General features: G+C 39.1%; 13 protein-coding genes and 1 pseudogene. 1 reads left to right on the plus strand and 13 read right to left on the minus strand.

Going from position 1 to position 20610, the window contains the following annotated elements; all coding sequences use genetic code 11:
• Nucleotides 1–70 precede the first annotated feature (70 nt).
• From glmU to ABVZ64_RS02635, 3 genes are all read right to left on the minus strand, one after another.
• The gene (glmU, locus tag ABVZ64_RS02625; RefSeq protein ID WP_352399502.1) at nt 71–1447 is read right to left on the minus strand and encodes a bifunctional UDP-N-acetylglucosamine diphosphorylase/glucosamine-1-phosphate N-acetyltransferase GlmU; all 1377 of its coding nucleotides are present in this window, start codon (nt 1445–1447) and stop codon (nt 71–73) included.
• 192 nt (nt 1448–1639) lie between these two features.
• On the minus strand, nt 1640–2764 hold the full coding sequence (glgD, locus tag ABVZ64_RS02630; RefSeq protein WP_352399503.1) for a glucose-1-phosphate adenylyltransferase subunit GlgD: 1125 nt from the start codon (nt 2762–2764) through the stop codon (nt 1640–1642).
• On the minus strand, nt 2761–4035 hold the full coding sequence (locus tag ABVZ64_RS02635; RefSeq protein ID WP_352399504.1) for a glucose-1-phosphate adenylyltransferase: 1275 nt from the start codon (nt 4033–4035) through the stop codon (nt 2761–2763). The genes glgD and ABVZ64_RS02635 overlap by 4 nt, the downstream gene beginning before the upstream one ends.
• Before the next feature lie 678 nt (nt 4036–4713).
• Here ABVZ64_RS02635 and murC point away from each other — a divergent pair.
• Entirely contained in the window at nt 4714–6090 is a 1377-nt protein-coding gene (gene murC, locus ABVZ64_RS02640; RefSeq protein WP_352399505.1) for a UDP-N-acetylmuramate--L-alanine ligase, read from the plus strand.
• 122 nt (nt 6091–6212) lie between these two features.
• Here the strand turns inward: murC and ABVZ64_RS02645 are convergent.
• From ABVZ64_RS02645 to ABVZ64_RS02690, 10 genes and pseudogenes are all read right to left on the minus strand, one after another.
• Nucleotides 6213–6944 (minus strand): annotated as a pseudogene (locus ABVZ64_RS02645) (YoaK family protein).
• 199 nt (nt 6945–7143) lie between these two features.
• Complete coding sequence (gene rlmH / locus ABVZ64_RS02650; protein WP_352399506.1) at nt 7144–7623, minus strand: 23S rRNA (pseudouridine(1915)-N(3))-methyltransferase RlmH; 480 nt, start codon at nt 7621–7623, stop codon at nt 7144–7146.
• A gap of 8 nt (nt 7624–7631) precedes the next feature.
• Nucleotides 7632–8420, minus strand: a complete 789-nt coding sequence (locus ABVZ64_RS02655; RefSeq protein ID WP_352399672.1) for an MBL fold metallo-hydrolase — start codon at nt 8418–8420, stop codon at nt 7632–7634.
• A gap of 73 nt (nt 8421–8493) precedes the next feature.
• Nucleotides 8494–9750 carry a UDP-N-acetylglucosamine 1-carboxyvinyltransferase gene (gene murA, locus ABVZ64_RS02660; protein ID WP_352399507.1) on the minus strand — a complete coding sequence of 419 codons (1257 nt, stop codon included), beginning with the start codon at nt 9748–9750 and terminating at the stop codon, nt 8494–8496.
• Nucleotides 9751–10002: 252 nt separating this feature from the next.
• Nucleotides 10003–10866: a two-component system regulatory protein YycI gene (gene yycI / locus ABVZ64_RS02665; RefSeq protein ID WP_352399508.1), complete on the minus strand. Its 864-nt coding sequence runs from the start codon at nt 10864–10866 to the stop codon at nt 10003–10005.
• A gap of 22 nt (nt 10867–10888) precedes the next feature.
• Complete coding sequence (locus ABVZ64_RS02670) at nt 10889–12298, minus strand: hypothetical protein (RefSeq protein WP_352399509.1); 1410 nt, start codon at nt 12296–12298, stop codon at nt 10889–10891.
• A gap of 28 nt (nt 12299–12326) precedes the next feature.
• A complete protein-coding gene (locus ABVZ64_RS02675) occupies nt 12327–12788 on the minus strand; it encodes a hypothetical protein (RefSeq protein ID WP_352399510.1) in 462 nt (153 codons plus the stop codon).
• Nucleotides 12789–12932: 144 nt separating this feature from the next.
• A complete protein-coding gene (locus ABVZ64_RS02680) occupies nt 12933–14711 on the minus strand; it encodes an ATP-binding protein (RefSeq protein WP_352399511.1) in 1779 nt (592 codons plus the stop codon).
• A 20-nt stretch (nt 14712–14731) separates the two neighbouring features.
• Nucleotides 14732–15424: a response regulator gene (locus ABVZ64_RS02685; protein WP_352399512.1), complete on the minus strand. Its 693-nt coding sequence runs from the start codon at nt 15422–15424 to the stop codon at nt 14732–14734.
• 654 nt (nt 15425–16078) lie between these two features.
• Entirely contained in the window at nt 16079–20365 is a 4287-nt protein-coding gene (locus tag ABVZ64_RS02690; protein ID WP_352399673.1) for an acyl-CoA dehydratase activase-related protein, read from the minus strand.
• Between the last annotated feature and the right edge of the window lie 245 nt (nt 20366–20610).

Consider the following 20610-nt stretch of genomic DNA (forward strand, 5'->3'; position numbering starts at 1 on the left):
AGCCCGCCATTTATATGTTACACCGTTCCTCCAGCAATTTCAACTGTATTTCGCCGTATTTCACCATTTTTTACGATTCTTTTTCCATTTTCTTCTTTTTCCAACCTTCAATCACCTGTTGCCTTGCTCTTGCAACAGCAAGCACATCCTCAGGAACGTCCCTGGTAATTGTAGAGCCAGCAGCTATATAGGCTCCAGCCTTCACAGTAACAGGCGCTACCAGATTTACGTTGCAGCCAACAAAAACGTTGTCCTCCACCACAGTACGATGTTTTTTCTGTCCATCATAATTTACCATTATGCTGCCACAGCCAAAGTTTACTTTTTCACCTGCATCGGTATCGCCAATATAAGCAAGATGGGGAATTTTGGTTCCATTTCCCACCGTTGAGTTCTTTACCTCAACAAAGTCCCCCACCTTTACATTATTTCCAATTTTACAGTTTGGACGAATATATGCAAAGGGACCCACAGTTGTATTATTTCCAATTTCAGATTGTATGCCTGTTGAACTTTGGAATGTAACACCATCACCAATCACCATATCCGTCATACGAGAGTTGGGTCCAATGGTACAATCCTCTCCGATTAGAGTATTTCCTTCTAAAACACAACCGGGTAATATCACAGTATCCATGCCAATTTTTACATCTTCACCAATATAGGTGTTTTCGGGATCCACCAAAGTAACCCCATTTAGCATATGTGCATGATTGATGCGGTTCTTCATAATTTTTGTTGCCTCTGCCAATTGCAGACGAGAGTTAACACCAAAAAATTCCTTGTCATCCTCTGCAACAACAGCACCAACTTTGCCGCCACTTTTTAAAATCAATTCTAAACAATCTGTCAAATAGTATTCCCCTTGAACATTACGGTTATCCACCTTTGCTAAAGAAGCTTTTAAATCTGCCCCCTTAAAGATATAAATTCCCGTATTAATTTCATTTAATAAGCGTTCCTCTACGGAAGCGTCTTTATGCTCAACAATCCTCAAAAATTCCCCATTATTATCACGAACAATACGGCCATAACCATCGGGGTTTTCTATTTTTGCTGAAATTACCGTAGCACCAAAATTCTCGTTACGATGTCTCTCCACCAATCTTTCAAGGGTTTCTCCCTGAATCAATGGAGTATCACCATATAATATCAAAATATCCTTATTTTCCTCAATAAAGTCCCCCACCATCATAACTGCATGGCCCGTACCTTTTTGCTCACTTTGTAGGGCGAAAGAAACACCGTCTTTTTTAACGGCAGCCTTTACTTCATCAGCCTTATGACCCACAACAATACAAACGTCCTCTGCTCCACAGCTCATTGCAGTATCTATCACATAATCTATCATTGTTTTATTCAAAACTTCATGCAGCACTTTAGGCATTTTGGATTTCATGCGAGTGCCTTCGCCTGCCGCTAAAATAACGGCTTTCAAATTTTCCATGCTGTTCTCCTTTCTCTCGGTTCACTTTATGCAAACCGTACGCAACCTTTGATATTTTCTCATCTTTGACATAAAAATTCAATATACGCTTTTACTAAAAAACCATTCTATTTCTGTATAATGTCAGTTCAACATCGTTGAAAAGCTGGTAAAGAAAAGCAGGCGATACCTAGCCACGCCTGCTTCTTCCCATTATAGTCTTGTCCCTTTTTTTAGGATAGCTAATTCATTAATGGACTTACCTATGACTTGTTGTCCATCAGAAAGTACAACCTCTTTATCCAAAATTGCATTTTCTACTACACAATTTTTTCCAATCCTACACCCTTCCATCAAAATAGAGTTTTTAACAACAGAACCTTCCCCCGTATAGACCTTTCGAAATATAATAGAATGCTCAACCTTACCATTAAAAATGGTTCCACTTCCAGCAATGGAATCTCGCACATCGGCATCTTTGTTATATTTTGCTGGCGGCTCATCCTTTGCTTTTGTCTCTATATATGGATACTCGTTTATAAAAGCATCCCTCACGTCTTTTCTTAAAAAATCCATATTTACATTGTAATATGCACCAATACCAGTACTTAACGTATTCCAATAACCTTTAAACTCATAGCCAAAAATTTTTAATTCCCTTCGCTTTGCAATTAAGATATCTTTTACAATATCATATCCACCTTTGGGGATAATCTCATTTAAAATATCAATCAGAAGGGTTCTGGAAATTACATATATCCCAAGAGACGCATGATTGCTTTTTGGATATTCTGGCTTTTCCTCGAATTCAAGCAAACGCCCGTCCTCACTCATCTGCATAATTCCGAAATTATTTAGGTCATCTCGGTCCATCCGCTGGTATGCAATGGTTATTTCCGCACCTTTTTTTTCATGTTGTTCCACCAGTTTATGATAATCCATTTTGTAAATGGAGTCACCACTAGTAATCACCACATAATCTTCATTGCTCCTTAAAAGATAAGTCATATTTTGATAGATAGAATCTGCAGTTCCTCGAAACCAATTGGATGCAGTACTGCTTGTATAAGGGGTAAATACAAATACCCCCCCATGTTTCCTTCCAAAGTCCCACCATTTGGATGAAGTCAGGTGGTCTCGTAATGAACGAGAATTATATTGTGTTAGCACCGCAACCTTCCCAATACTGCTGTTAGACATATTGCTTAATGTAAAGTCAATGGCACGGTAGCTGCTGCCCACCGGTAATGCCGCTGCCGCCCTATGATCGGTAAGTACGCCGAGCCGTCCCTCATTGTTACCGCCTGCTAAAATGATACCAATGGCTTTCATACTCATTTCCCCTCCCGAACAACAGATTTTCCGCTTTCTAGCTTTCCATCAACATAATCTTCGGCTCTTGTGTATCCATAGATGACACAGTTCTTCCCCACCTTAACACCCTCGGGTACCCTCGTGTGGCTTCCAATTACAGTAATTCCCGTGTTGTAAATATTAGGCTTTCTTTCGTTGGGCACATTCTCACCAATACCCATGTGTACACCTGAGCCAACTTGGCAATTCTCATCTACAATGCAGCGTTCCAATACCGCATTTTCCCCAATCACAGACCTACCCATAATAATAGAATCTCGAATAACCGCTCCCTTTTCAACAACTACCTCCGATCCTAAAATAGAATGATATACCTCTCCATATATTTCGCTGCCATCTGTAACCAGAGATTCCCTAACCACTGCATCAGGAGCCGTATATGTTGGTGGTTGGTGGTCAGAGTTCGTATATATTTTCCAAAAATCTTCGTATAAATTGAAATCTGGCAACGCCTTAATCAATTCCATATTGGATTCCCAATATGATTCGATGGTTCCAACATCTTTCCAGTATCCTTTGAACCGATAGGCATACATTGTTTGCCCCTCATCCAACATTTTGGGTATAATATGCATACCAAAATCACTATCAGGGTGTACCTCTCTATCCTCCACCAAAGCCTCTCTCAATCTGTTCCATGTAAAAATATAAATTCCCATAGAGGCCAAATTGCTTTTAGGATTACTCGGCTTTTCTTCAAATTCATAAATTTTATCATCATCTTTTGTATTCATAATACCAAATCTACTTGCCTCTTCAAAAGGTACCTCTAGCACAGCTATTGTTGCTGCAGCGCCCTTTTCCTTGTGAAATGCAAGCATTTGTGAATAGTCCATTTTATAGATATGATCTCCAGAAAGTATCAATACATATTCCGGATTATTGCTATCGATATAATCGATATTCTGATAGATTGCATTTGCAGTTCCCATAAACCATTCTCCGGCTTCTCCACCCTTTACATGAGGAGCCAGAATAGTAACTCCTCCATTTTTCTTATCCAAATCCCAAGGGATACCGATCCCTATGTGCTGATTCAATCGTAGAGGTTGATACTGGGTCAATACACCCACTGTATCCACCCCAGAATTAATACAGTTACTCAAAGGAAAATCAATAATTCTAAACTTACCACCATAAGCAACTGCTGGCTTTGCCACTTTACGTGTCAAGACACCCAAGCGACTTCCCTGGCCTCCAGCCAAAAGCATTGCAATCATTTCTTTTTTACGCATTTGTATCTACCCCCTGCCTTTATTTGTCCAAAGTAAACCTTTACAAAAACAAATATATATTAGAGATTTTATAATATTATGCCTATACTATTAGAAAAGATAGGTTTTTGAAACATTTGCTTTAAATAATTTGGTTTGATTCGCTTTCTCATAAAACATAAGGTTATTTTATACCGTCAAACGCTACAGAAAAAAATTAGATTGAGGCGGTTAAAGCGGTGGTAGGCCTCTTTGATTTTGGTTTTTAAATATGGTCTTGTGTAAAGTGCTTTTCCATTACTTTAGACCATTAATCTGGCAAGTATGAAAGACGCCCATTTTGCCAAGATACACGAAACTCATAGATTGAGATTCGTCCAATTAAATCTATATTAGCGATCCAATTGTCTTTGGTAACAAAGCTCTTTTGTTACAACTATTCTATGTTTTTACACAATTATACCATATATGTCTTATAAAAAAAACAAATATTTGTCCCTTCGTTTCTACGGAATCCTGTCTTTCTCGCCTTTTTCAGTATTTTCGTTTTTTTAGGTTTATTTCAAATGTTTTTGTATAAAATTAAATATAGAAATCACTGTTAATCATTGCCTTTCCTATTTTAGTATACTATAATGGAAAGCAAAATTATGTTAGCGATCGGTGAACGATCCGTAAAAATGATAGAGGCGGTAATTTATGACAACAATATTTCAAAATTCAGATCATATTTATTTCATTGGCATCGGTGGTATTAGCATGTCTGGCTTGGCGGAAATTCTTGCAAGCCGGGGTTATAAAGTATCCGGTACTGATATTCGTGAAACACCAGTTACAAATCATTTACAATCTGTTGGTATCCATATTAATATTGGCCACAAAGCAGAGAATATCACAAATGATATAACCCATGTGGTTTTTACAGCTGCAATTCACGATGGAAACCCCGAATTAGAGGCTGCAAAAGCAAAAGGTTTAATCATAATGGATCGAGCACAGCTTTTAGGCCAAATCATGGGAGAGCACAGCAATTCTGTTGCTGTATCGGGTACGCACGGAAAAACAACAACAACATCAATGGTTTCCGAAATTCTTTTGGCAGCAGAAAAAGATCCAACCATTACCGTTGGTGGCATCTTGCCCACCATTGGAAGCAATTTGAAAATTGGAAAATCCCCTTTTTTTGTTGCAGAAGCTTGTGAGTATTATAACAGTTTTTTGCGTTTAAATCCCTTGGTAGGTATCATCCTCAATATCGAAAGTGATCACTTGGATTTCTTTGGTTCTTTGGAAAATATTTATCATTCTTTCCATGAATTTGCAAAACGCATTCCCGAAAATGGCGTTTTAGTGATTAACAAAGAAATTCCTAGTGTTTCAGAAATTGCAGAGGGCTTAGTATGCCGTGTTGAAACCTTCTCCTTAAATGCAGATGCAAATTGGACAGCAAAAAACATTCTTCATCATGAAGATGGAAAAAGTACTTTTGATGTGTATTACAATGACAACAAGATGACAACCATCCATCTTAACGTTCCGGGAGATCATAATATCTCCAATGCCTTGGCGGCAGTGGCTTCCGCTCACTATTTAGGCATCTCTAGCGAAGATTGGGTAAAGGGACTTAATCACTTTGCCGGAACAGACCGCCGTTTCCAACGTAAGGGCGAGAAAAATGGTGTATTGGTTATAGATGATTATGCACATCATCCTACAGAAATCAGAGCGACTTTAGCAGCTGCCAAAAAAGTGAAACACAACACCACTTGGTGTGTTTTCCAACCCCACACCTACTCTCGTACAAAGTTTTTATTTGAGGATTTTGGTGATGCTTTTTTCAATGCCGACGAAATTATTATTGCTGACATTTATGCTGCAAGAGAGATAGATGACGGTACAGTTAGCGCAGAGCAGCTCGCACAACGTATCGCAAAAACAGGTAAATCTGGCCACTATGTTGGAAACTTTGATGAAATCTTAGCTTATCTTGAAAACCATTGCCAGCCCGGAGATTTACTTCTTACCGTTGGGGCAGGAGATGTTTACAAAATTGGCGAAGCCTTTCTAGCACAGTAATAAAATATTACTATAAAACATAAGAGCCTTAGTGCGTTTTTAATACGCTACTAGGCTCTTTTTTATTCTACGTTATGTTGTTAACAAAATCATGGGCTTAAAAACAGAAAAAAGGGTTCCCTTTAATGCCCTGCTGGGATTTTATCCAGCATATTTTTTTCTCTGGTTAAATCTGCGTAAAGCAAGCTAATAAAAACAATCATCAACAATAATGCAGCGCCAAACAACGCTTTGCCCAGAAAAATATGACATAATACTGAAGATAAAATACCACCAGAAACAAAAAGAACAATCATCTCCATATGGCTTAAAAATCTAACCAGATGTGTTCTGTCCTCCCTATGTTTCAACCATTTCATAAAATAAATTCCCGTTTGCCGCAAATGGTTCGTACAAAAAGTGGTGGCCATGGGGATACTCTGGGTTTGTCAAAATGTATTATATTGCATGGAACAAATAAAATTAATGGCTATTTGGGAGATTTGCACGGGCCAGCTCTCGGGAAGAAAAGCCAACAATATAATCACCACTATCTCAATACCGATTAAAAAGGTATCCCAGCGGATACCCATATACTTTTTGATCTTAGGCGGAACAAATTCGGAGATACAAGTTCCACAGAAGTATGCCATGATTGGTATAAAGTAATAAAAAGCTTTTCCAAACTCTCCTTTTCCAAATTCCACTGCAAGAAAAACAAAGTTTGCCGTTTGCGCATTGCAAAAAACCCCACCACACAAAATAACAGTAAATGCACCAAGATAGCCGCTTACCGCCATCAATATGGCATATACCCACTTTTTTTCACATTGTAGATAAAACTGATCTTCTGTCAAAAACAATTCAAGCCCCATGGAACAAAATATCCCCCATACCTAAAATATCTGATACTATCATTATAAATCTTGTTCCAAAAATTTCAATATAATAAACCAATAATAGCTGGAGATGTACAACACATTTTTAAAACAAAAACGAAATTCATCTTAAAGTATTTAAATATTTTGTGACATACAAAAAGAGCTCATCAATATCCAGGGAATTAATATCATTTTACTTATGATATGGCTCTTTGCGATTTATTTTTTCTGCCCGATAAATTTGCTCAAGCAAAATTACACGCATCATTTGATGAGGAAATGTCATAGGAGAAAAACTCAGGGCAAAGTCAGCACGCTTCATTACTTCTTTTGACAAGCCTAGGGAACCACCGATGATAAATACCATGTGGCTTACTCCACGCACTGCCTTTTCTTCTATGAAATCAGCCAAATCCTCTGAGGACAGGCTCTTGCCTTCGATGGCCAAGGCTACTGCAAATGCATCTTCCTTGATGGCCTTTAAAATTCGGAACCCTTCTTTTTGGCGAACCTCTCCCTCTTGAGCAGGGCTCATGGTGTCTGGTGCTTTTTCATCGGGCAGTTCCACTATTTCAAGTTTTATATAGCGGCTCAGGCGCTTACTATATTCATCAATGGCGCCTCTCCAATATGCCTCCTTAAGCTTTCCAACACACACAACTGTAATTCTCATTTTCTCACCTATAATTCTACTTTTATTCCAGTATTGTGGCGATAAGCCATATCCATTTTTATATGTTTCCCTACTTGGATCTTATTTCTCGTTAAAATCTTCTCCACCGTATCAAAAGCCAAATGTGGCTCATTATTTTCTTGGCTCAAGTGCCCCAAAAAAACGTGCTTCATCTTTCCATCTACCACTGATGAAAGCAATTCTCCAGCGGTTTTATTGGATAGATGACCGCGGTCACTTAAAATTCTCTTTTTCAAATGCCAAGGATAACTTCCCTTTTGTACCATCTCTTCATCGTGATTTGCTTCCAGCAATAAAATTTCACTTTCTGCAATGCTCTCACGAATCTCATCTGTAATGTGCCCAATATCCGTGGCAATGGTGATCTTTTTCTCGCCAGCAAAAATATTATATCCCACAGGCTCTACGGCATCATGGGGAATAGAAAACGGCCTGATACAAAGGTCATTTATGATACAGTTTTCTCCAGCATAAACAAAGCGTTTATTTTCCGGTCCAATTTTCCCCAGATTATCCTCCATTGCCATCCATGTGTCATATGTAGCATAGATTGGTACATTAAATCGTCTCGAAAAAATTCCTGCTCCTTTAATATGATCCAAATGCTCATGGGTAATGAATAATGCATCTATATCGTTTCCTGTTAGTTTCAGTTCTGCCAGACTTTCCAATATCTTTTTCCCACTTACCCCGGCATCCACCAAAATACGTGTATGTTTTGTTCCAACATAGCTACTATTTCCACTGCTTCCACTCACAAGGGTGCAAAATTCCACTGACAAAAAACTCCCCCCTTTATTTCCTTCTGAATTACAGAAAGCAGGGTTACCCCTGCTTTCAAAATTTCTATTAATCGCAAATTCGCTGAATGTCAGCCCCAATGGCATTGAGCTTCATTTCAACATCCTCATATCCTCTATCGATATAACGAACACCTTCTATTTCGGTGGTTCCCTCTGCAGCCAAAGCAGCTAAAATCATAGCTGCACCAGCTCTTAAATCTGTTGCCTCAACGTTTGCCCCTTGATAATGCGGAATACCTTCAATGGTGGCAATACGGCCATTGATGTCTACTCGAGCTCCCAACTTACGCAATTCTTCAATGTATTGGTATCTATTTTCCCATACATTTTCTGTAATTACGCTTGTCCCTTTGCAAATGCTTAGCAATGCAGCCATCTGGGGTTGCAAGTCCGTAGGAAAACCAGGATAGCTCATGGTTTTCACATTCACACCGCGCAAAGGTTTATTTGCCATAACACGAATTGAGTCATCCCCTTCTTCCATCTTTACATTCATCTCAACCAGCTTGGCTGTCAATGAATCCATATGTTTTGGAATGATGTTTTTAACCAATACATCCCCACCTGTAATGGCAGCCGCAATCATATATGTACCGGCTTCAATTTGATCAGGGATAATGGTATATTGTGCCCCATCCAGCTTTTCTACGCCTTTAATGCGAATGACATCAGTTCCTGCACCTTTGATATTAGCCCCCATCATATTCAAATAGTTAGCTGTATCAACAACATGAGGTTCCTTTGCCGCATTTTCAATGGTTGTAATGCCTTCTGCCATGGTTGCGGCCAGCATAATGTTAATGGTAGCACCAACACTAACCTGGTCCATGTAAATGGATGTCCCCACAAGTTTATCAGCATAGGCCCTAACAACACCGTCAGATTCCTCTACAGTTGCCCCTAATGCACGAAAACCTTTTAAATGCAAATCAATGGGACGCTTTCCAAAGTTACAGCCACCAGGCATAGCAACCTCAGCCTTTTTATAACGAGCCAAAAGCGCGCCTAAAAAATAATAAGACGCTCTAATTCTTTGTACCTCTTCAAATGTAGCACGGTAATCAAGCCCCTCAGAGCAATCAATCTCAATTGTATGATTATCTCGGTGAATACATTTGCCCCCCATTTTTTCAATAGTATGACAAATACAACTTACATCCTCAATATTGGGCAAGTTTTCCAGAGTGCTTTTTCCACCTGCCATAATTGCTGCGGGTAATACTGCAACCGCTGCATTTTTTGCTCCGCTAATCGTAACTTCGCCCACCAGGCGTCTTCTGCCTTTTACAAGCAATTTATCCATTAACCGTTCATCCTTCCAAAAAATTGCCAAAGGATACTCCCTTTGTATCGAAAGCCGGGCTTGTCTTTCTTTTTTTGATCCAACCCATTCTACTAGTTGTCGCCCTAACATTGGAATTATATCATGAAAAAGCAGCTGTGGAAAGCCTTTTTTCCTGCTACGCCTTAGAATAGGAAATTTTATAATCGTTTGTTAAGACTTAAGTATTCTTATAAGAAAAAGAGGGGATACCCCCTCTTTTTCTTATATTTGTTATTTTACATTCTTTTTAACTATTTGGCAAGTATAAGCATTTACCAAATAAGGTTCACTTTCTTCCATCAAGTAAATGCGGTAACATGGTTCTAGGTAAAGGCCGGTTCCTGCCACGGCAGACCCTTGTTCCATTAAATCATAGCCCAGCTCCAGCTTCTGTATTGCTGCATCGTTTTCGCCATCTCGCTTTTTCCACTCACGCATAAATGTCATCAAAGCCTCATCAGTCAGGCAAATATCTTTTTTTTCCTGGCTAATCCCTGTAATTTCACAGTAGGTAAAGTCAAATTGATAAATCCCCTCATCAGATACAAAAAAAGAAAATTTATTAGAAAAAATCAGCTCATCTCTATGTATCATGGTAAAGTCCACTCTCCAGCTATCTTCCCCCCGAGCAACATAGCTTAAGGCATACTCCCCAAAAATACGCTTCATTTCCTCCATCTTGTGTTCCGCTATTTTCGTAGCTTCTGCCTTTGTTAGTACCTTTAGTCCTTTTTCGATGCTTTTGTCGGTAAATGTCCCCTTGTCTCCCTCTAACGTAAGGAGCTTTGTATCAGTTTTATAAACCAATTGGGTTCCAAGGGAGACTCTAGTCTTTTCTCCATTGAAAATAGAAGCCTCCAAATCCTCTTTTGTGTATGTAGGCACCTTTGCCTCCAAACGATACATGGGTTTCGCATCTATTCTTAAATCCGTATACATAGTAATCCCATTTTCAGACAAGACTTCGAAGATAGCCTTTTCTTGGGCGGAAGTCATGGTACTATCCTGCTTTTGATTTATATTCAAACCTGCCAGAACCACATTTAATACAATTAACAAAACAATTACAAATCGCTTTGCGCCTGACCATTCCATGACTTTCCCCCTTTCCCTTTTTTTACAAAATATTGTTCATGGCTGCCAAGGCATCCGTATGAGTTTCTGTTACAAACAAATAATCATACAGCGTAATAAACCATTTGAGTCCTATTTCTCCTGACAATTCCACATAGTAACCCAAAGAGATATTTTTTACATCTGTAATAATCTTTTCTTCAACCGTTTTCTGATAGGCCTTATTTGCATCGTCCAAGGCATCAATAAATTGTACATTTAACTCCAAATCCTGTTTGCTCGTTGACTCATAGTTAACAACATAACGATGGTATTTCTTTACCCTTTGATTTCTCACCGTAACCTCAATTGCATGCTTACAACCAATCCTATCCTGTAAGGCCACAGAAAGATTAACTGGTAAATGATCTACTACATAGTCAAAATAATAAACAGTCTCAGTACTCTTTTTTTCAATATCAGCTAAATATACATCCGTTGATAAAGATGCATCATTAGCCAAAAAGTTACAGCTAATTTGATAGCCTTCAAGCAAACTGGTATTATTGACATCGTTTCCATAAGCCTCATAGCTATAATACTCCAAAACCCTAACATCAGGAAAATATTTTACTACCGTCTGGTTATCGCTAAAGATAAAGTCTCCACCCTCATCCTTTGTACTCCAATCCACAGAAAAGTTTCGGAAAAATCCCTTCACCGTATTTTCCATGTCAACTCGGCTCACAGCTCCGTCCTTTTCAAAGGCAGGTACTTCTTTTAGTCCACTATAGTGGTATGGCAGACTTGCCCATTGAGGTAAAAACAGGTTTCTCCAAATAACAGATGCTCCTGTTTTTTGCCCAGTGGAAATATACGTCATTGCCTGTTCATCCGTTACTAGCTTGGTGTAAAAATCCGCGGCAGATTGGCTTTTTTGGGTCATATAGCACACACTCTCGTTTGTTTTAGAATTCACAAAATAAGCCTTACTTTCTTCACCGGGACGCCTTGATGGGATTATTGTGATATAATCGAATGAATCCAACCTTCCATTGCTTTTTAATCGTTTGTATTGATTCAAATATTCATCAGCCGAAACCATAAAATCATACTGCATTACAATGCAACGCTTACCAAGGATTTCTTTCCAATCTGCCGTAACAAATTCCACTTGATTTTCTTTATCCGACAAAATTTCATTTAAAATACCATTGGCTTCTTGTAAAAGGGAGCTTGTCCCCGTCTCATCAGGATAATATACAGAAAAATTACCTTCCCCTTCACCTACTGCATAACGGGTCGCCAAAAGAACATTTCCATCCGCCTGTTTGTTTGTAGAAGCTTCTCCTTTTGTCAGCACATGAAAAAAGTTATGGCTCGACGTTCCCTCAAGCCATAACTCTCCTGTTTGATAAACCGCAGCTATGACCAAAGCAACAATGACAAAATTCGTGATTTTGTATAATTTCATTTGATCCCACCGCTTTTTCTATAGATTTTTATCTGTAACCTTGTATCAATCTTGGCAAAGCAATTAAGCTTTTTAATTCTTCCTTCACCGTCTGAGACTTCCTTATAACTTCAAAATTATAGGTGGCTTCATCATAGTTCTTACAATTCACTACAAACTCAATATAATTGGTTCCTAGCTCCAATGGCAATACCATACTAAATATCCCTAAAGATCCTACTTCGTAATCCTCGTTATATTCTAAAAGGAGCTTTCCTTCGGAATCCTTGCGGCAAATTGACACAGCAATCTGGGTACAAGGTACAGCTTCACCATAAACCATACGAGAGCTGTCAAAAGTCGCTTCCTGCCTATCCTCATCAAAAACCAAACCACTGGAAATTGATAAAGGTGCAGGATTGTCTATTGCATTAGCATAGGCACTAAGAGGCGAAAATGAGAATAACAACATAAACATAAAAAAGGCAACAAACTTATTCTTCAGTTCCATTCCTGACACCTCCATTCCATTGTACATAATTATCATATATTATTATACAACAGAAATATTACATTCATGTTACAACGTGCTTACAGTTTTATAACATCTTTTACCACTGCTTCATGTGCGGTTTTCATTTGCAGTCAAAGGTTATCAAACTTCTTTTACTCTTGCCTCTGGCGACTCCTTAGGAAACCACATTGTCATGACTGTCCCCTTTCCGTATTCGCTTTCCGCCGTTAATTTTCCTCCATGGCTCTCCATAATTTCTTTTGCAATGGCAAGTCCAAGGCCAGTTCCACCCATTGCACGGCTACGTGCCTTATCAACCCGATAAAAACGCTCAAAAATACGCGGTAAATCTTCCCTGGAAATGCCCATACCCGTATCTTTAACCGATATTTTGAAATAGGTTTCATCCTCTGTAATATAAATCTTGATTGTAGCTTGTTCTAAACTGTACTTCATAGCATTCGTAATAATGTTGTTCACTACCTGACCCACCCGGTCTCTATCACCATGGATAACAACTGCCTTGGGATAAGGATCAAAACTAAGCTCTTGCCGTTTTGCTTCAGCATGAATTTTGTTTTGCTTTACGGTTAGGCATAAAAACTCATTCATATCAATTTCCACAATATCCAGATGTACCTGCTTATTGTCAAAACGAGATAACTGAAGTAAATCTCTCACCAAGAAAGCCATACGGTCCGCTTCGCTATCAATAATCCCTAAGAACTCCATGGCAATTTCTTTGTCATCCATTGCACCATCCATTAAGGTTTCGGTATAGCTTTTAACCGTTGTCAGTGGCGTCCTAAGTTCATGAGACACATTGGCAACAAACTCTTTGCGCATATCATCCAATTTTTTCTGCTCGGTGATATCCTGCAACACCACCACCAAACCTTCGATTTGCCCGTTGGAGCTGTAATATGGGGTAAAATTTGCATTTATAAACTGCTTACCCACGGGAAAGGTGACTTTTTTGGAAGGCTCATTCCCCATATCCAAATACACACCTGAATTAATATCATACTCACGTATAAAGCTTGAGAAGTCCAAATTAATGTGGTCTACCCCCAACATTTCTGTTGCCGCAGTATTGGCAAGCATCAATTCCCCATCTTTATTAAACGAAATTACACCGTCACTCATATTATGAAGCAAAATTTCCAAGCGATTTTTTTCTTTGGAAATTTCAGACATATTCCTAGTTAACTCCGAAGCCATATAGTTAAAGCTACTGGTTAGCTGACCAATCTCGTCACTACTACGCACCTTTAGGCTCTGCTCAAAATTACCCGCCGCCATATTTTTAGCACCTTTGGTCAATGCCAAAATTGGCCCAGTTAAGGTTTGTGCAAACACATAGCCCATAATTACTGCCAACAGTAAAGAAATAGCAACAGCTATTATAATGGTTTTTGTGGTCTGATCTAAGCTTGAACGCATATCCCCTGCATCCAGTCGTGTATAGATAATATAGGATACTTTATCATTATCTCCCTTAATTGGCGCAGCATAACTCATCCATTCTTTCAGCAGCCCAAAGGTATCCGTGCTTTTCTTTCCTGAAGAAAAGGATGCCATTCCATTCATGGCAGCAATAATGGCCTGATCATTATAGACAGGGTATGGTGCCTCCAACACAGAGGTAGAAGCGATGGTATCCCCATTCCCATCTAAAATATTACCCTGGATACCAACTGCATTTGTAACCGTTCTTAAAAGATTCTCCTGAAAATGTTCCGGTATATTATCCTCCAATACCTGATCATTGATTTTTTCTGCATATAATTCTAGCTGCTGCCTGGATTTTTCAAGTTCAATATTTCTAAGGCTTAGTAAAATATAAGAACCGCTGACAATCATCACAATCAGCACAAGCCCAAGATACATAATTATTAATTTCCATTTAATACTTCTCAAAGGCTCCAACCCCGTCTTCCTTAGCAATCAAAATAATAACCAACGCCTCTTTTAGTTAATATATATTCAGGTTTTCCCGGATCATCTTCCAACTTTTCTCTCAAACGTCGCACCGTTACGTCTACCGTTCGAACGTCTCCAAAGTACTCATACCCCCATACTTTTTCTAGAAGGGTTTCTCGTGAAAAAACTTGTCCTTTTTGTTGGGTCAGAAATTTTAAAAGTTCAAATTCACGCAAAGTTAAATCCAGTACTCGGTCATCTTTTCGCACTTCATATCGATCCAAATTTACATTCAACCTTCCATAGACTGAGCCCTCCACTGCTTCCGTAGTGGGTTCCTCCTGAACAATCTGACGGCGAAGGTTCGCCTTAACCCTAGCCATTAATTCTCTAACACCAAAAGGTTTGGTTACGTAGTCGTCAGCACCTAATTCTAAGCCCAAAACCTTATCAACCTCTTCTGCCCGTGCCGTAAGCATAATAATCGGGGTATTTTTCTTTTCCCTTATTTTTTTACAAGCCTCATAGCCATCCATTTTCGGCATCATAATGTCTAATAAAATCAAATCCGGATTTTCTTCCAAAGCAAGCTTAACACCTTCTGCCCCATCGGCAGCCTTTAATATTTTATAACCCTCTTTTTTTAGATTAAAGGCTATAATTTCTACAATATTTTTCTCGTCATCTACAATTAAAATTTTCTTTTCCATTCTTTGTCCCCCATTACATAGGCCAGAATACACTTATTTTCTCCATTATACAGAATATCATCACAAAAGTACAGTTTTTGCACCTTACATCTTCCATACAATTTTAGCCTAAAACCTCAGAAAAAAAAATAAGTGGGCTAAGCGGCCACATATCATTTTATTGGTATTTTATCATGCTCAATGAAAAAAAGTCCCTATTTCCAGAACTTTTCTACATATAAGCCTCCTTAAACTTATCAAAAAAAATCCAACGTTCCCCTTCTCTTTGACCCAAAAATCATCTATAAAGTTCCTGTCAGAACAAATATCAGACTGATTGCTGATATTTTAATAAAGTTTTGTAAATATCAAACAAAAATTGGAAAAGCAACGTTGTAGGGTGTAGCACATGGCTCTGAACATGGCATTAAGTAAGAGGTTTCACTTTTTAATCTCATTGACAGCATTTATAGTTGCTTTCTTCCAGAACCCCTTTTAACCCTAAAAATGCATTTACAAACATATCTCCATTTGCCTTCTATGGACCATAGTAGAGAGAAAATTATTAGACATATTTTCCAAGTACATTAAAATAAGGCATAGTGAAAACACCATGCCTTATCCATTTACCTTGGCTCTGCTCCAAGCACCAAGGGACGATTCCTGAAAATTAGATTAACAATCCCTTTCATCCTCTCGAACATGGAATGCAGCCTCTCTCAAGGAATGGTATCTGCTTAAACTGTTAGTACGCACAGCCTCCATGTTTTTATTGGCACTTGCCAGCATTAATTTAATACGATTTAGCTGATTTACCTCACTGGCACCAGGGTCATAGTCAATGGCAACAATGTTAGAAAGGGGATATTGCTTACGCAATTCCTTTATTACCCCTTTGCCAACAACATGATTTGGCAAACAACCAAAGGGCTGAGTACAAACGATGTTTGCAACACCACTGTGAATGAGCTCAATCATTTCCGCTGTTAAAAACCAACCTTCACCAGTTTGATTACACAGGGAAACCACCTTTTCAGCATACTTACCTAATTCTCTTATATCTTGAGGACAGTCAAAACGAGTGCTCTTTTTCAATGCACTGAGCATAGGTTTTTGATAAAACTCAATAACTTTTGCCACTGTATCAGCAATGATTCTGCTTTTTCTTGAACCACCCAGGTATTTTTCCTTCTGGGTAGAATTATAGCAACAATATAAACCAAAGGTCAACAAATCAGGTACAACAGCCTCAGCCCCCTCTCTTTCCAATAGATTTACCAAATCATTATTGGCTGTTGGGTGGAACTTAACCAAAATTTCACCTACAACACCTACTTTTGGTTTTTCTATATCCAAAAGTTCAAGTTCATCAAATTCCCGAATAATACCACGAATGTTTTCTTTATATGTCATATAGTTTCCAGTGGTAATATCTTTTTTTACTTTTTCATTCCACTTTTCATATAATGCATTCGCTGAGCCAGTTACCTTCTCATAGGGACGTGTACGATATAAGACACGCATAAACACATCACCATATACCAGTGCCTGTAACGCTCGGTTCAGCAACCGTGGGCTAACGGCGAACCCTGGGTTCTTCTCCAGCCCCGCAGGGTTGATAGAAATAACTGGGATATTAGGCATTCCCGCATTTACCAGTGCTTTACGGATAAAGGAAATATAGTTTGTTGCTCTACATCCGCCACCCGTTTGTGAAATCAAAAGAGCAGTACGATTCAAGTCATATTTACCTGAAAATAAGCCATTCATCAACTGCCCTATGGCAATCAACGCCGGATAACAAGCATCGTTGTTTACGTACTTAAGCCCAGTTTCAATGGCACTATTATCCATTGCTTCCATAACCTCTAGGTTATACCCACAGGCACGAATAGCTGGCTGCAAGATATTGAAGTGAATGGGTGACATCTGTGGACACAGTATAGTATATTGTTTTCTCATCTCTTTTGTAAACAATACTCTGTGTAAGCTTGCATCCCCTTCCTTTAGAGATACCCCTTTCTCTCTTCTATCTTCCAATGCAGCAATCAAAGAGCGAATACGAATACGTGCTGCACCAAGATTATTAACCTCATCAATCTTTAACACTGTATATATTTTACCAGAAGCATTTAAGATTGCCTTTACTTCATCTGTTGTAACAGCATCCAGCCCACATCCAAAGGAGTTTAACTGCACATATTCAAGATTCTCTTGAGTTTTCACAAATGCCGCTGCCTCATACAACCTGGAGTGAAATGTCCACTGATCTCTAACAATGGTGGGCCGCTTTGCTTTGCCAAGATGTGCAACGCTATCCTCGGTAAAAACTGCTATATTATACCCCGCAATTAGTTCTGGAATGCCATGGTTGATTTCAGGGTCCACATGATATGGCCTCCCCCCCAAAACAATCCCTATCATCCCTTTTTCTTCAATATACCGCAAAGTTTCTTCGCCTTTTATATGTATATCTCGACGGAATGCAGACCATTCCTCCCAGCCACACTCTACCGCTTCCTCAATCTCTTTCTTCGTACAACCCAAAGGTACAAATTCCTGAACCATTCGTTTTTGTACCGTTTCAATCTTATCCATGGAGATAAAAGGATTCAGGAATGGAATTCCCTTCTCTTGCAGCTCCTCCACATTATTCTTTATGTTTTCATTGTAGGATGCCACAATGGGGCAGTTATAATTATTATCTGCTGCCGCACTATCCCTGCGTTCATAAACCACACCTGGATAGAAAATCATATCCACATTCTGCTGGATTAAATACATTATATGACCATGCACCAACTTGGCGGGATAGCAAACCGATTCACTTGGGATGGACTCCATACCTTTTTCAAAGATTTCCTTGGAGGAATAAGGGGAAAGCACAACACGATACCCCAGTTTTGTAAAGAAGGTATACCAGAAAGGGTAATCCTCCCACATATTCAACACTCGGGGAATACCAACTGTACCTCTGTTTGCTTCTTCTACTGCTAATGGTTCATAATCAAACAACCGATGACGTTTATACTCATATAGATTGGGAGCTGGATTTTCGATTTTTTCTTTTCCTAGCCCTCTTTCACATCGATTTCCTGTGATAAATCGTCTTCCACCGCTAAACAAATTGATTGTTAAGAGGCAATGATTTGTACACCCCTGACATCTTGCCATATTAGAGCGAACCTCAAGAGCATTCATTTCTGCACGACTAATCAGTGTTGTTTCGTAGCCAGCCTCATATCTATCCCTTGCAATGAGACCCGCACCGAACGCCCCCATAATACCTGCAATATCAGGGCGTACAGCCTGCTTTCCACTAATCATTTCAAAACTCTTTAGAACCGCATCGTTATAAAAGGTGCCCCCTTGTACCACCATAGATTTCCCCATGGATTTGGGGTCTGAAATCTTAATAACTTTTAGTAGCGCATTCTTAATGACCGAATAAGCCAAGCCTGCTGAAATATCCGATACGTCGGCTCCCTCTTTTTGTGCCTGCTTGACACGGGAGTTCATAAATACAGTACAACGAGACCCTAGATCAATAGGGTGCTTAGCAAATAAAGCAATTTTTGCAAAATCTGCCACACCATAGTTCAAGGATTTTGCAAAGGTTTCAATAAAGGAACCACAACCTGAGGAACAAGCTTCATTCAATAGCACGCTGTCAATCACATTATCTTTAATGCGGATACATTTCATATCCTGTCCACCGATGTCTAAAATAAAATCTACATCCGGACGGAAAAATTGAGCGGCCTTATAATGGGCAACTGTCTCAATATACCCTAGATCAACCATAAGCGCTTCTTTTAAGAGGCCCTCGCCATACCCTGTCACACAGGAATTGCGAATCACTACATCTTTGGGCATTAAATCATACATTTCATTCAGACTTTTGGTTACCACTCCCAAAGGGTTTCCTTCATTGCTAGCATAAAATGAATATAACAAACTGCCATCTTCAGCAACCAAAGCCACTTTTGTTGTGGTAGACCCTGCATCTATACCTAAAAAGGCATCCCCATGATAAGTGGTGATTGCCGTTCTTTTTACTTTATTGCGATCATGTCTATCCTTAAAAACCTTATATTCCTTTTCATCACGGAACAAAGGCTCCATTCGTCCAACCTCTGCAACCAGTTCTGTATCCCGGTTTAGCCTTTGCATCGTTTCAGAGAAATTGAAGAATTCCTCATCCTTGCAAGAAACTGCTGTACCATAGGCAGCAAACAAATGAGAATTTTCGGGGATAATGGTTGTTTCGTCTGTCAATTTTAATGTTTCTATAAACCTGTTACGAAGCTCAGACAAAAAGTGAAGGGGACCACCCAAAAAGGCAACATGCCCTCGAATGGGTTTGCCACAGGCAAGTCCGGCAATGGTCTGATTTACCACAGCCTGAAAAATTGAAGCTGCCAAGTCTTCTCTCTTAGCTCCTTCATTTATTAACGGTTGGATATCGGTTTTTGCAAACACACCACAACGGGAAGCTATTGGATAAATAACAGAATACGCCTTGGCCAATTCATTCAAGCCTGTTGCATCCGTTTGCAAAAGGCTTGCCATTTGATCAATAAACGAACCCGTGCCGCCAGCACAAACACCATTCATTCGTTGTTCAACGCTACCGCCATCAAAATATATAATCTTAGCGTCTTCACCACCAAGTTCAATGGCAACATCTGTTAAGGGCGCTGTAGTCTCCAACGCTTTTGCTGTGGCAACAACCTCTTGAATAAATTCAACCCCAATGCTTTTTGCCAAATTTACGCCGCCACTGCCCGTTATCATTATGGAAAAAGAAACATCTCCCAACTGTTCCTTAGCCTCTTGAATGATACCCATTAATGTCTTTTTGATCTCTGAAAAATGCCTTCGATAGCATTGAAAAACCATTTCCAATTTACCATTGACCAAAACAACCTTTACAGTTGTAGAGCCAATGTCAATGCCCATTTTATATGTATTGTTAAAACTTTCATCATGATATCTCACTTGCAATACCCCCTCAATATACTTCTGCTACCAATTTTCAATTGATAAACGTCCATATACGTTCTTCCCAACTTTGCCTAAAGGCTATGTACTTAATAATTTTATTGGAACATACAATATTTATTACATCCCGGAAGGCTTACCCCTAAATATTGTATTTATTTTTATCTAAACTTATTTTAATTATATGCCGAAACCCGACAAAT

This window comes from Anaerotignum sp., from assembly GCF_040307045.1.
Lineage (GTDB): Bacteria > Bacillota > Clostridia > Lachnospirales > Anaerotignaceae > Chakrabartyella.